This window comes from Bacillus sp. NSP9.1, from assembly GCF_000465465.2.
Taxonomy (GTDB): domain Bacteria; phylum Bacillota; class Bacilli; order Bacillales; family Bacillaceae; genus Bacillus; species Bacillus sonorensis_A.
Genome location: NZ_CP048273.1, coordinates 307,951 through 320,911, shown reverse-complemented (window position 1 = coordinate 320,911; position 12,961 = coordinate 307,951). Strand labels below are relative to the sequence as shown.

At 44.3% G+C, this 12,961-nt stretch carries 13 protein-coding genes; 3 read left to right on the top strand and 10 right to left on the bottom strand.

Annotated features, from left to right (window positions below):
- Positions 1 to 148: 148 nt before the first annotated feature.
- The 3 genes from M654_RS01595 to M654_RS01585 all read right to left on the bottom strand — a co-directional run bounded on the left by M654_RS01595 (position 149) and on the right by M654_RS01585 (position 2,588).
- Positions 149 to 1,540 (bottom strand): DUF4179 domain-containing protein, encoded by a 1,392-nt coding sequence (locus tag M654_RS01595; RefSeq protein WP_026589300.1) that lies wholly within the window; start codon positions 1,538 to 1,540, stop codon positions 149 to 151.
- On the bottom strand, positions 1,510 to 2,079 hold the full coding sequence (locus tag M654_RS01590) for a sigma-70 family RNA polymerase sigma factor (protein WP_035428563.1): 570 nt from the start codon (positions 2,077 to 2,079) through the stop codon (positions 1,510 to 1,512). Before M654_RS01590 ends, M654_RS01595 begins: the two co-directional genes overlap by 31 nt.
- Positions 2,080 to 2,174: 95 nt before the next feature.
- The gene (locus tag M654_RS01585) at positions 2,175 to 2,588 is read right to left on the bottom strand and encodes a hypothetical protein (RefSeq protein WP_035428687.1); all 414 of its coding nucleotides are present in this window, start codon (positions 2,586 to 2,588) and stop codon (positions 2,175 to 2,177) included.
- Positions 2,589 to 2,727: 139 nt separating this feature from the next.
- Here M654_RS01585 and pepT point away from each other — a divergent pair, with 139 nt between their 5' ends.
- On the top strand, positions 2,728 to 3,960 hold the full coding sequence (gene pepT, locus M654_RS01580) for a peptidase T (protein WP_026589302.1): 1,233 nt from the start codon (positions 2,728 to 2,730) through the stop codon (positions 3,958 to 3,960).
- Between the two features lie 138 nt (positions 3,961 to 4,098).
- On the opposite strand, the gene M654_RS01575 is transcribed toward pepT, so the two are convergent.
- From M654_RS01575 to M654_RS01555, 5 genes are read right to left on the bottom strand one after another with little or no spacing between them, the layout of a single operon-like run.
- Entirely contained in the window at positions 4,099 to 5,577 is a 1,479-nt protein-coding gene (locus M654_RS01575) for a glycoside hydrolase family 32 protein (RefSeq protein ID WP_026589303.1), read from the bottom strand.
- Positions 5,578 to 5,591: 14 nt separating this feature from the next.
- Positions 5,592 to 6,827 carry an MFS transporter gene (locus M654_RS01570; protein ID WP_026589304.1) on the bottom strand — a complete coding sequence of 412 codons (1,236 nt, stop codon included), beginning with the start codon at positions 6,825 to 6,827 and terminating at the stop codon, positions 5,592 to 5,594.
- 34 nt (positions 6,828 to 6,861) lie between these two features.
- Positions 6,862 to 7,710 carry a carbohydrate ABC transporter permease gene (locus M654_RS01565; RefSeq protein ID WP_026589305.1) on the bottom strand — a complete coding sequence of 283 codons (849 nt, stop codon included), beginning with the start codon at positions 7,708 to 7,710 and terminating at the stop codon, positions 6,862 to 6,864.
- On the bottom strand, positions 7,707 to 8,645 hold the full coding sequence (locus tag M654_RS01560; protein WP_035428566.1) for a carbohydrate ABC transporter permease: 939 nt from the start codon (positions 8,643 to 8,645) through the stop codon (positions 7,707 to 7,709). Before M654_RS01560 ends, M654_RS01565 begins: the two co-directional genes overlap by 4 nt.
- Positions 8,646 to 8,656: 11 nt before the next feature.
- Positions 8,657 to 9,955: an ABC transporter substrate-binding protein gene (locus tag M654_RS01555; protein ID WP_026589307.1), complete on the bottom strand. Its 1,299-nt coding sequence runs from the start codon at positions 9,953 to 9,955 to the stop codon at positions 8,657 to 8,659.
- 230 nt (positions 9,956 to 10,185) lie between these two features.
- On the opposite strand from M654_RS01555, the gene M654_RS01550 reads away from it, so the two are divergent.
- Positions 10,186 to 11,160, top strand: coding sequence for a LacI family DNA-binding transcriptional regulator (locus tag M654_RS01550; protein WP_026589308.1), 975 nt, complete (start codon positions 10,186 to 10,188; stop codon positions 11,158 to 11,160).
- Between the two features lie 196 nt (positions 11,161 to 11,356).
- Positions 11,357 to 11,887, top strand: coding sequence for a chorismate--pyruvate lyase family protein (locus M654_RS01545; RefSeq protein ID WP_026589309.1), 531 nt, complete (start codon positions 11,357 to 11,359; stop codon positions 11,885 to 11,887).
- A gap of 78 nt (positions 11,888 to 11,965) precedes the next feature.
- On the opposite strand, the gene M654_RS01540 is transcribed toward M654_RS01545, so the two are convergent.
- Positions 11,966 to 12,649, bottom strand: a complete 684-nt coding sequence (locus M654_RS01540) for a DUF3298 and DUF4163 domain-containing protein (protein ID WP_026589310.1) — start codon at positions 12,647 to 12,649, stop codon at positions 11,966 to 11,968.
- A gap of 137 nt (positions 12,650 to 12,786) precedes the next feature.
- Entirely contained in the window at positions 12,787 to 12,960 is a 174-nt protein-coding gene (locus tag M654_RS01535) for a hypothetical protein (protein ID WP_163170542.1), read from the bottom strand.
- Between the last annotated feature and the right edge of the window lies 1 nt (position 12,961).

Sequence of the window (12,961 nt, the reverse complement as noted above, 5' to 3'; positions counted from 1 at the left end):
CCCTTTTTTGGTGGTTTGCTTTTACTTTACATTGAAAACGCTTTCTTTTCTGTGCATATTTTTTCCTTTGGGAGAGGAAATTTTTTCAGGTTGGGAGACCATCAAAGCAGACAACCCGCCGTATCACTGAAACAGCGGGTCATATATTTTACTGTGGCAATTGCACTTTGATCGGCTTAAATGGTGTAGAATAAAATGCGCTTAAATAACCAAATTCGACATCAAGCGAATATTGGTCAAGACTGAAGTTTTTCGCTCCAAATTCACCATCTAACGTAAAGTCTGATCGGAATCGGAGTTTTTTAGGATCAAGCACTTTTGTAAAATTACCTTTTACGCTGTGTCCCATCGGCGCCTCGTCAAAGCCTTTATAAGCCGAATCAACCAGTGACATCGTTTCTAAAAAATTTTGCATGCTGTCCATATCGATCTTAGATTGATCGACATGTTTCAGATGATAGTCGACAGACAGTTTGCTGCCGTTTTGTTTCACCTGATCAACGGCAATCTGGAAGTCATGACGGTCAGCGCTCAGCGCGGCGGGTGTTTTTGTGAGAGGCAGCGTTTTTTCGGAATCACCCATACTGCTGCTCGCCTCAATCTTGAGGTATTTTGCTCCTTTATTCACCTTTCCAAGGATCAGCCTCTCTTCGTGACGAACCCTGCTTCCGGCTATTTTGCTGTCTGTTGTCCACTGCCCTCCGCTTATATGAGGGATTTCGTTTCCTTTATCATCGGTCACCTTCATAATCGATGTACGATCGTGTGGATGTTCCTCTGAGTTGGATACTTCATAGTCGATGACAGTCGATTCTTTTCCGAGAATTACCGTTTTTACGGCGAGCTTATGGCCATCAGCCGATTGTGCATTGTTTTTGGTTATGTGCAGCGTTTTATACGGCAGCTTTGAAACCGGAATGTCGAATTTCCATTTTCCTCTGATGCCATTGATGCTTGTGATCGTAACCGGGAGTGTCAGTTTATCTGGAATATGTTTGTCTGGATAGCCCATCTGAATGTAGCCGGTATAGCCGTCATCTGTTTTCTTCAAGTCTCCTTGAGAAGCGATAGCCCATTTGCGCTCGCCATTAAATAATGTGAAATGAATCATTCTCGCTCCATCATCTAAGTCTTTTCTTGTATCGCTTTTCACCTTAAACGTCATACCGATGATTCCGCCGTCAAAATAAACACTTGTAGCTGTCACGTCTATGTTGTTGCTGGACGCTTTCTCGTTCAGTTCAGTGACAAGCTGGCCTGCCACCAAGTTTTGGCCGACATAGTCGTGGAATTGTTGATACGCTTTCCCAAACAGCGGGACGTCCGCCAATACGCTTTGCATCGCTGGGGAAACGAAGCCGCTTCCGAGAAGGAGCACGGCGGCCGCGCCTGAAACAAAAACAGTCCTTTTCACGGCGCGCTTCGGCTGAAACGTTTTTTCCCGTTTGGCCCGCTTGATGCCTTTATCGATCGATTCGCAGATTTCTTTTGTAGGGACATCGATCTTGTTTACTTCGTTTTTGAACCATTGTTTGTCCATGCGTCTTCTCCCCCTGTCAGTAGTTGTTTTAATTCAAGCTTCGCTCTTTTCAAATAGGTCTTAACGGTTCCTTCCGGAGCATTCATTACCCCGGCGATATCATGAATCGGCAGGTCGTGGTAATAAAATAGAATGATGGCGGTTTGATATTCTTTTCGCAACTGCTGAACAGCTTCAAGCATCCCCATTCTGTCGTCCGCATGCATCTCCTGCTCCCGTCCTTCGTCCTGCAGCGGCCTACCCATTAAAACCACTTTCTTTTTCTTGTCCAATAAGGCATATGCATGATGAATGAGGATTTTCGTCAGCCATGTCAAAAAGTATTCGGGATTCCTCAGCTGGGCAATCGATAAAAATGCCTTGTACGCCGTCTCCTGTACGATATCTAACGCATCCTCCTTATTTCGCACATATACGTAAGCTGTTCTGTAAAGCTGATCACTGTGCTTTTGAAACAGCATTTCAAAAGCTTTGGCATTGCCTGCGACAGCTTTTTTAACTAATCTGATTTGGTTCACTGCTGCGCCTCCTTCAAACATTAGAGAGGGAAATTGATGAGAAAAGTTTCAAAAGGATGGAATTTTTTCTCTGCATTAAAAAAATCCGCTATTTCACTGAAAATAGCGGATTCTATTTATTTCTTTGTCAGCGTCACTTTAGAAGTTCCGGTTGGGCCGTGCGGGGCCTGTTCATGTATAAGCTCTTCCCTCAGGTCATTCATATTTGATCGTTTGATCCGATATACGGCTTCAAGCCGCACCAAATATTCGGCTCTTGTTTTGAAAGCATGAATGATTGAGATGATCCAAACAATGAGTAATGCTTTCATTGCCAAATCGAAGAGAAACGTTCTGGCTGTAAAGGCAGCCAATAAAACCGCCGCTGCGTATCCGATTCCGGCAAATAACCATTTTCCTTGTTTAGTTCGCGCTGCGATATAAATAAATGCAAACCAGCTTAAAAATCCAAAAGGAACCCATGTGAACACAAGCCAGAAAGAATGTACAAACTCCCATTTTGTTCCTTCATTTGTATAACCTTTAGCCATTGTGATACTCCCTTACAATTGTGATGATCCTTTAGAACTATATTATACTAAATTTTCCTATACAGGAATAAAAGTTTTCGATTCGCCCGCCATGAATGATAAGATAAACATAAAACCAACAATTGGAGATGAAGGAAACATGAAGAACAAACTGATTGAACGTCTCATTTCTTATGCGAAAGTGGATACGCAGTCAAACGAAAACAGTCAGACGACGCCTTCCACTCCCGGGCAGATGACGCTTGCCAATATGCTTGTTGAAGAGCTGGAAGAGATCGGCATGAAGGACGTCACAATCGATGAAAACGGCTATGTGATGGCGACGCTTCCTTCGAATACGGAAAAAGAGGTGCCGACGATCGGCTTCCTGGCTCATGTGGATACAGCAACAGATTTTACCGGAAAGAACGTCAATCCGCAGGTTATCGAACAATACGAGGGAAAGGACATTGTGCTGAATGAATCTCTCAATGTCGTCTTATCGCCCAAGGAATTTCCAGAGCTTGCAGATTATGCGGGGCATACATTGATCACTACCGACGGAACGACTTTGCTCGGCGCTGACAATAAAGCGGGGATCTCTGAAATCATGACGGCAATCGAATATTTAATTGCGCACCCCGAAATCAAACACGGAAAAATCAGAGTCGCTTTTACGCCTGATGAAGAGATTGGCAGAGGGCCGCACAAGTTTGACGTCGAGGCGTTTAACGCCACATTCGCGTATACGGTTGACGGCGGGCCCCTCGGCGAACTGCAGTACGAGAGCTTCAATGCCGCAGCAGCGAAAATCACTTGTAAAGGAACGAACGTCCACCCGGGCACAGCAAAAGGGAAAATGGTCAATGCCGCCAAAATCGCGATGCAGTTTCACGCCGGACTGCCGGAAAACGAAGCTCCTGAATTTACAGAAGGTTATGAAGGCTTCTATCATCTGCTTTCGATCAATGGCGATGTCTCTGAAACGAATCTCTCCTATATTATCAGGGATTTTGACAGAGACCGATTTAACGAGAGAAAAGAAACCGTCCAAAAAATCGCAAACGACCTTACAGCCAAATACGGCGAAAACAGCGTCACAGTGGACATGAATGATCAATATTACAACATGAGGGAAAAAATCGAACCGGTTAAAGAGATTGTCGACATTGCCTATGAAGCGATGAAAAACCTGGATATCGAGCCGGTTGTGAAACCGATTCGCGGCGGTACAGACGGCTCCCAGCTCTCATACATGGGGCTTCCTTGTCCAAACATTTTTACAGGCGGGGAAAACTTTCACGGAAAATACGAGTATATTTCCGCCGACAATATGGTAAAAGCCGCGAATGTCATCGTGGAAATTGCGAAGCTGTTTGAAGATAGGGCGTAATACGAAAAAAAGCGGAAAGCGGCTGCAAGGCACGACAGCCGCTTTTTTGCCAGATCAATTTTTATCTGTGTTTTGCCGAAATAAGAACATGTTTCGGCATAAAGCCGATTAACGTCTCACCGATGCAAAAAATTCCGCTCATTTCGCTTCATCGCCTTTCCAAATATCTTTCAACGTCCAGTAAGTGAACTCGTCAACTCGTACATTGCCTTTCTCAGAAAACAGCTCAATCCCTGCTCTTTCTTCTTTGGGATATATGCGGCTGGTCATTGTCGCTTCACCATGGTTTGCAAATACTTCAATAGACGATCTGTCAAGAAACAGATGCAAAGTGAGCTTCTCCTCCGCTTCAAGCCGTACGTTTCTCACACCGTCCCGCGCTTTGCCGGACTTTGAACAGTCGAGCGTCAGCTTTTGATCAACCAAGCTGTACTGGATGATTGTCTCTTCCTGTTCAATTCCCCGGATCTTTAAGCCAACCGTTTCGGCACTGCAAATTGTCAAATCAAAAACGACCATCACTTCAAGAAGCTTTTCAGTTGTGTTTATAAAATAGCTGCTAGAAATCGATTGATTGTCACATTCATGATGTTCCGATTCACGAAGTAATTGAGTCTCCTCGACGGGATTCATTAAAATTTTGTGATCATCCTTCAACGTCAATTCCCGCGGCAAAGTTAATGCCCCGCACCATCCGTCTGCTTTCGTCGGCATCTCTGATTCCCACATATCCATCCAGCCAATCGCAATTCTGCGCCCTTTGTCATCCAATAAAGTTTGCACGGCATAAAAGTCATGGCCGTGATCCAACTCTTTAAAGGAGCCATGTACAAACTCATTCGTTTCTTCATCATAGTCTCCAATCAAATAGCCTGTTTGATACAGATTTTGATATGAATCACCATCCGCCTCTATACCCTGAGGGGAAATCAGCAAAATGTGTTTGCCGTACAGTTCAAAGAAATCCGGACATTCCCACATAAAGCCGAGATTTCCGTCGCTTTGGGCGAGAACGCCTGCGTACTCCCAATCTACAAAGTTAGGCGAGCGGTATAAAATGACCCGCCCGACATTTTCTTTTGAGGCGTTTCCGACCACCATATACCAGTTCTCACGATGCTTCCATACTTTCGGATCGCGAAAGTGACGTGCGCTGTCTTCCGGCGGCTCTGCAATGACAGGGTTTTCTTTCAGTTTTTCAAAAACGATACCGTCTTTGCTGACTGCTATATTCTGATTTTGGTAGAAATCGTCTTTCTCTTCATCTATCATATTATGCCCTGTATAGATTAAAGCGAGGTCGCCGTTATATTCGACTGCGCTTCCTGAGAAACAGCCGCTCTCATCAAATGCATCGCCAGGCGCTAAAGCGATCGGCAAGTGCTCCCAGTGAATGAGATCCTTGCTCTTCAAATGGCCCCAATGCATCGGCCCCCAATTCTCATCATACGGATGGTGCTGATAAAAGACATGATACTCCCCTTTATATTGAATCAGTCCGTTTGGATCATTTATCCAGTTTGCCCGAGGCATCATGTGATAGCCCATTCGGTATCGGTGATTCACTTTTTTCCCGGCTTTTTTCAATGCTTCTTCTGCCTGCTGAATTCTGTTCATCTGTGACATCCTCTCTATATATGCTTTCTTTGTAGACTTTGAGCAAATTCAACGTCTTTCTTTGAATCTAGCAAGGTAAAAATCGAAATAAGGGTGAAACAAAGGACCATTGCTCCCATGATGAGATAAGTCTGGCGAAATCCGATGCTGTCGTATAAACCTCCCGCAAGCGGCGAAAAAATCGACGTGCCTACCTGGGATGCGAATTGAAAGCCGACAAGATAAAGTACGGATGAAAGACGATTATCAAAGTTAATCGCCAAATATTTAAACACCGCAATCAGCATAATCGGCAATTCTAAAGCATGAATGAGTTTCATCGATGAAATTCCGACCGGTCCGCTGACAAGTCCGGAACCGATAATGCGGAAAGCCATTAATAGCCCCGCTAAAATCAAACTTTTTTTAGGACCGAGCTTATTGACGATGAAAGGCGCAAGAAACATCATGCCCGCTTCAATAAATACTTGGAATGAATTAAGGTATCCAAATATTTGGTTCCCCAAGGCCGGATTCGGAAATAAGGAAGCGTAGTAAAGCGGAAACTGCTGGTCATAGACGCCGTATACGCAAGTTACGCCGATCACGTACAACATCAAAAACCAGAAATCTTTTAAGAGAAAAAGTCCTCCTACGTCTTTTAATCCGACCGAGTCTGCTCTTTCCTTTTCATCATCTGTCATCTCAATTTTTACGGAAACAATAATGGCCACCAATATGACTGCTGAAACGGACGCAACCCAGAAGTTGATATTCGGATCGATATTGAACAGCTGACCTGCAAAAAATGTCGCCGCAGCCCAGCCGAGGGAACCCCACATCCTTGTTCTCCCATATTCAAATTGATATTTACGGCTGACCTTTTCAATAAAAGTTTCAATCGCGCCGATTCCAGCGAGAAAAGCAGTTCCCAAATAAATTCCCCCGACGATAGCCCCAAGAAAGACATTGTATTGCAAAAGCGGTCCGTAAACGAAAATATAAAAGGGACCTGTAAATACGAGAAGCAAACTGATCATAAATAAAATGTTTTTCTTCAGCCCGAGCTTATCAGAGATAAAACCGTACAAAGGCTGCATGCACAAAGTAAAGATCGCATTGACAGAAAAGATAATGCCCGTCGCAGACCCGTTCAAATTGATTTCTTGCCCCAACCAAATCGCAAATAAAGAGTAGCTGGAAGACCACGTAAAAAAGAAAAAGAAAAAATAAGCGCTTAGTTTCCAATACAAACTGTTTAAGCTTTTCATTTTCATTTGCTCCTTTAACCCGATTTGGATGTATCTATTTGATGCCTGTCCCTGAACCGCCAATGCCTTCTAAAATGTAGCGCTGGGCGACAATGTAGATCAGAATCAGCGGAATCGTCGAAATCGTCAAGACAGCCATGACCTGATTCGTATAAACCGGCTCGGTGCTGTTGATGGCTGTAATCGCCACCTGGATCGGAAATTTCGACTTATCCGTCAAAACCATCAGCGGCCAAATATAGTCATTCCAGCTGCCGATAAAGGCCAATGTCCCCACCGTAGCAACGGCCGGCTTGGACATCGGCAGCATCACCCGCCAGAAAATCTGCCATGTATTGGCGCCGTCTAGCTTAGCCGACTCAATCATCTCCCCCGGAATCGCCATGAAAAAGTTCCGGAACAAATAAATATTGAAGGCCCCGGCAAGCGCCGGCAAAATCACGGCAAGGCGCGTATCAACAAGTCCGAGCTTATGAACGATAGTAAACTGAGAGATTAAAATCGTTTCCAGCGGCACGATTAAAAGCGCCAGCAATATGGCAAACAGCACTTTTTTGCCTGTGAATCGCAGCTTGGCGAATGCGAAGCCCGCCATTCCGTTGATGACGACAGCTCCCGCTGCCACACACAAACCGTAAAACAGACTGTTACCGATATACATCAGCAAATCAAACCGTGACAGCACTTCCCTGTAGGATTGAAACCATTCCGACGGATGAAAAGACGGGAGAAACGCTTTAATGCTGCTGATATTGTTGTAAATATCGGCTTCCGGTTTCATCGATGAAGCGACCATCCAAATCAGCGGAAATATAAACAGAACCGCCAGCAAAACAAGGCATATATATTCCAGTATCGTCAAAGGTCCGAATTTCCGTCTCATTCGCCTTCATCCTCCTTCACCAACTTGCGCTGTGCCAGCGTCACCAATCCAATCATCGTGCCAAACAAGAGCGCAATCGAACTTGCATAGCCGACCATCCGATCGGTAAATCCCGTTTGATAAATATAATAGACAACCGTCATCGTTGAATTGACCGGTCCCCCCTGGGTCATCACCATGGGTTGCACAAGGAGCTTAAACGCACTGATCAGCGTCGTAATAAAGATAAAAACCGACGTTGGCTTCAACAATGGCAATGTAATATAAATAAACCGCTGCCATTTATTCATACCATCCAATTGCGCCGCCTCGTAGACATCTCCGGGGATGTTTTGCAGACCCGCTAAAAAAATCAGCATCTGAAATCCGGCTCCCTGCCAGGCGGAAACGACAACAATTGTAAAGATCGCCTGCTTAGGACTTGTCAAAAACGGCTGTGGCGGCAGACCGACATGTGTCAGAACGTTATTGATCATTCCTTCATTCGGATTCAGCAAGTACAGCCACAAAACGGAGATGACAACAAGCGACATGACGACGGGGCTAAAGTATGCGACTTTGAAAAACGTATTGGCCTTACGCTTTTTATTCAACAAAAGGGCCAGCCCGAGAGCGGCCCCGATCTGTAACGGAATCACAAGGACAACAAATTTCAATGTGTTGCTCAAACTTTTCAAGAAAATAGGGTCTTTGAACAATTTAATAAAGTTGTCAAAACCGACAAACTTGCGCAGGTCAGGTGTTAACAAATAATAATCTGTAAATGCGTAGTACACAGCCATAATCGAAGGAATCACGAGAAACACTGACAAAATCAGCAAGGCCGGACCTAAAAATGTATAAGCCAACGCATTCTCCCGCCACCCTATTTTATTGCCCGCGGCTTTTTTCAGCGGAAAGGCCGGCCTTGCTTCTTTCAACGGAATTTTATTCATGGCTCCACCTTCTAATTTGCCTTATCGATGGCTGATTGCATTTCTTTTGCACGCGTATCCAGCACTTGTTGAATATCCTGATTCTGATCAAAGAAGCTGATGTCATCGATCGCTTGCTGAAATGCGCGTGTCACCTGTGGATAAGCCGGTGTTACCGGTCGTGCGTGCCCCGTTTCTTTCAGCTGCTGCATGAAGACATTCATTTCATCCGAGAATTCTTTTGTCAGCACTTTCTCTGATGAATAGCGCACAGGCAGCGCGGCGATTGAACGGCTCAATTCCAGGTTGGATTCTTTGTTTGTCATCCAATCGACCAATTTTGCCGCCCACTCCTTGTTTTCAGACGTCTGTGTCATGGCGAACTGCCAGCTTCCTGAAGGGGAGACAAGCTTTTTTGTTTTTGGCGAAACAGGATACGGCATCACACCATAATCGACATTAGGAAAATTTGTTTCCATGTCGGTTACCGTCCAGACACCGCTCATTTTCAGCGGATATTTTTCCGTTTCAAACGCCTGCTTAACCGGAGTCCGGGTCGTATAGCCCTCCTTCAGCATTGTTTGAATAAATGTCATCGCTTCAACGGTCGGTTTATCGTTAAAAACACCCTCCGCTTTCTTGCCGTCTTTTGAAAGGATATCGCCGCCAGCCGACCAAACAAACGGCAAAAGCGCATACGTCAGCATTTCGTCTTTTGACTGTAATTGCATATCGATGGCCGGTTTGTCATATTGATTTTTCAGCTTTTTGCAAAGCTCAAGAAATTCGTCCCATGTCCATGGATTCTCAACTGTTGGCAGCGTTTTCAAATCAACGCCGGCGTCCTTCAGCATTTTTTTGTTATAGTAAATGCCGACCGACGATTCGCTGACGCCGATCGCATACAGTTTCCCCTGGTAGGTTCCCTGCTGCTTAATGCTCGGCAATAAATCATCCTGTCCTTTGATATACTCATCCAATGGCGCAATAACACCCGATTTCGCATAAGCCGCCGTATTCGGTCCGTCCAAAGTGATCACATCCGGCAGCGTGTTCGTCGTCAGCGCCGCGTTCACTTTGTCTTCATATCCGCCGCCGTTTCCGCTTCTGGGGATGAAATCAATTTTGGCCTCGACATTTTCAGAAGCATACTTTTTGTTGAAAGCGTCCACCCGCTTTTGATAGACCTTTCCTTCTTCACTATCATCAGATACGTGCACCCACACCGTAAGCGTTTTCCCATCATGGCTATTTGCATTTTTGCTATTGCTGCAGCCCCACATCGCAAACATCAACAACAACGATAAAACTCCGAAGAGCCACCTTTTCATCTTTGTCACTCCCCCCATTTATCATCAATCAATAAATAAAAGCGCTTTCAAATGAATTTTATGTCAACCGGTTTCATATGTCAACCGGTTGACATATATTTTTCAATTTATTCTTCTCGGTACATTTCTCAGAATCATGGTATTTTCTTGCACATATCGGCCCGATTCTCTAAAATAAGTGCGTGACGAGAATTGTAAGCCATTTCAGTAAAAAGCAGGGGGACAAGGGAATGAAGCCTAGCATTCACGACGTTGCAAAAAAAGCGGGAGTTTCATCAACAACCGTTTCGCGGGTATTAAATAACCGCGGCTATATTAGCGAAAAAACAAAAGAAAAAGTCTACAGAGCGATGGAAGAAATCAATTACTTTCCAAACGATTTGGCCCGCTCTTTATTTCGTAAACGAACCAATTTAATAGGGCTCATCATCCCAAACTCCAGCAACCCGTTTTTCGGGGAACTGGCCTTTCATATTGAGAGCATCTGCGCTTCCATGGGCTACAAACTGCTGCTTTGCAACAGCTTAAATCGCAAAGACAAAGAAGAAAAATACTTGGAAATGCTGATGCGAAATCAAGTGGACGGCGTCATCGCCGTGACTTACAACAGGGGCATTTTAAATTATCATCGGCAAAACCTGCCGATTGTCGCCATCGACCATTACTTATCGGAAACGATTCCCGTCATCGGCTCCGACAACTATAACGGAGGAAAAAAAGCGACGGAACTGTTAATTGCAAAAGGCTGCCGGCACATCATCCATATCAACGGACCAATTGAGCTGAAAACACCGGCAAATCTTAGAAGAAAAGCATATGAAGATGTGATGCAACAACACGGGAGACAGCCGATTACATATGAAGTTCCCTTTCATCAAAATTACCGGGAAATCATCTCAAAGCTGTTTGATGAACAGCCTGCAGCTGACGGCATTTTTGCCAGCGATGATCTCATGGCCGCTACAGTCATCACCGAAGCGAAAAAACGCGGAAAAGACATCCCGGGGCAATTAAAGGTGATCGGCTACGACGGAACGGAAGCGGTTCAGTCCATCCTTCCGGAATTGACAACCATCCAGCAGCCGATCGAACTCATTTCCAAGACGGCCATCGAGATTTTGTCCAAAGCCATTGAAGGTGAATTCGATGATTTGCCGCTGGAAACCTATTTGCCCGTACAGCTTTTAGAAGGCGAGACGACTTAAAATCACGGCACAAAAAAGGAGACAATGGATGTCTCCTTTCTTCATGACATATCCTGATCTATCCAATTGTAAAAAAGATAAAATTTACATTACAAACCTAAAATTTAACTTATATTTCTAGACAAACTCACCTCCACATGATAGATTTAAAGACAAGTTTTCAAAAAATTCTAATTTTGTATGGAGGTGCCTTTAGTTGAATGTAAGCCACTTTTTTCCTGAAACTCTTGTTTCTCTTGTAAAAGACATGTTAACCAAAACCGATGGTTCAACAACCAAAGCGATTGAAACGCTGATCGGCGGCAAAGTCGAAATCGAAGTTTTTCAGCAAAATGATATTGATTATGACAAGCTGTCACCTGAAGAAGCGAGACTGTTTCAACGCGATGATGAAATCTTGTTTAGGACCTCCTCTTTGAAAACAGGCAATGATTACTTATCCTATAATTATGTCTATGTCAAAACAAATTTACTGCCGCCCGCCATCAAACAAGATTTGCAGGAAGAAAGGCTTCCCATCGGGAAAATCATTGCAGAACTGGAGTCAAGGCGTGAAATTTTCAGCACGGGCGACTGCCTGGGAAAACATTTCACACACCTTGTACCTGTTTCGGCAGATCGGACATATGCTTTTAAAAAATATCAGATCATCAGCGGCCGGCAGTGCATGTTCTATGTCTGCGAGCTGTTCGATCTAGAAAAAATCTGCGAACTGACGCCGGGCTGATCTTTTGCCCGCCCTTCCCAAGCGCTTTTCCCGCCTTTTTCCAACAAAAAACCCCTGAGGACAGGGGCTTGCAAACTTTTATTGGTAAACCGACTTCGGCACATGTACGACAGGGTTTCCGGCGACATACGGTGCAACGTCATACTGTTGGAATACAATAGTAATGCCGTCTTTTGTAAAATAGAAGGCTGTCTGTTTATCAAGGACGATATCTTTCTTCTTCACGTCCGGGAAGAAAACATCCTGATGTTTACGAATGTAGCTGAGGATATGGTCTTTTGCTTTATCAACCTTTTTTTTCGTATTCAAAATATCTGTCAAATAGACGCGCTTTTTCGCTTTCAGATCATAGTTGAACGAGCGGACAGCTGTATTGCCGTGTGCTCCCCCTGAATATACATAGTTCTCCGTTAAGATGCTCAGCTTTTTGTCGTTCAGATATTTCACGCTGAACGCCGTTTGATAAGCGGTTTGATAACCGTGCTGTTCACCGTCTTGTTTATTTTTCAAATAGTCTTTGTAAGACTGTTCAATATAACGCTTAAAGTCATTGTTGATCTTGTTTTGCAGAGATTTGCTGCTTATATTCTGAACCTGGGGATAGACAAGCTCCTTGACATTTTTATATGTATGGCTTGTCACCGTCGGTTTTTGCCCATTCACAGCATAAGCCGAAGGAATCGCAGACCCGCCGTACACCAGCAATACCAAAAGCCCTGTGAGCAGAATGGCTGCCGCTTTAAAAAATGATTTTTTGTTCATCATTTAGCCTCCTTAAAAGTGTCATTTTTTATATTACCCGTTTTTAAAACAGGTACACATTTTAAGACTGAGGATCACGAAAAAAAGTTTCTATTTTAAGTTAAATATTTTTAAAATATCCCAATTAAAAACCGGCTTCATTTTTTTAATGAAGCCGGTTGACTGCCGTTTCCTTTCTCTTTTTGATATTGCCTGTTGGCGAAAACGGCAAATACCAGGGAAGCCGCGGACATCAACAAGGAAGCCTTGAGCAGGCCGATCATTAAACAGAGCGCGCTGATGAAAATCCATGCTTGAACGGACGCCTTCATG

What these genes read in the sequence shown, in the direction of transcription:
- M654_RS01535 (WP_163170542.1), bottom strand. Translation starts at nt 12,960, where the DNA reads ATGAAGGCGTCCGTTCAAGCATGGATTTTCATCAGCGCGCTCTGTTTA.
- M654_RS01590 (WP_035428563.1), bottom strand. Translation starts at nt 2,079, where the DNA reads ATGTTTGAAGGAGGCGCAGCAGTGAACCAAATCAGATTAGTTAAAAAA.
- pepT (WP_026589302.1), top strand. Translation starts at nt 2,728, where the DNA reads ATGAAGAACAAACTGATTGAACGTCTCATTTCTTATGCGAAAGTGGAT.
- M654_RS01540 (WP_026589310.1), bottom strand. Translation starts at nt 12,649, where the DNA reads ATGAACAAAAAATCATTTTTTAAAGCGGCAGCCATTCTGCTCACAGGG.
- M654_RS01555 (WP_026589307.1), bottom strand. Translation starts at nt 9,955, where the DNA reads ATGAAAAGGTGGCTCTTCGGAGTTTTATCGTTGTTGTTGATGTTTGCG.
- M654_RS01565 (WP_026589305.1), bottom strand. Translation starts at nt 7,710, where the DNA reads ATGAGACGGAAATTCGGACCTTTGACGATACTGGAATATATATGCCTT.
- M654_RS01550 (WP_026589308.1), top strand. Translation starts at nt 10,186, where the DNA reads ATGAAGCCTAGCATTCACGACGTTGCAAAAAAAGCGGGAGTTTCATCA.
- M654_RS01595 (WP_026589300.1), bottom strand. Translation starts at nt 1,540, where the DNA reads ATGGACAAACAATGGTTCAAAAACGAAGTAAACAAGATCGATGTCCCT.
- M654_RS01575 (WP_026589303.1), bottom strand. Translation starts at nt 5,577, where the DNA reads ATGAACAGAATTCAGCAGGCAGAAGAAGCATTGAAAAAAGCCGGGAAA.
- M654_RS01570 (WP_026589304.1), bottom strand. Translation starts at nt 6,827, where the DNA reads ATGAAAAGCTTAAACAGTTTGTATTGGAAACTAAGCGCTTATTTTTTC.
- M654_RS01560 (WP_035428566.1), bottom strand. Translation starts at nt 8,645, where the DNA reads ATGAATAAAATTCCGTTGAAAGAAGCAAGGCCGGCCTTTCCGCTGAAA.
- M654_RS01585 (WP_035428687.1), bottom strand. Translation starts at nt 2,588, where the DNA reads ATGGCTAAAGGTTATACAAATGAAGGAACAAAATGGGAGTTTGTACAT.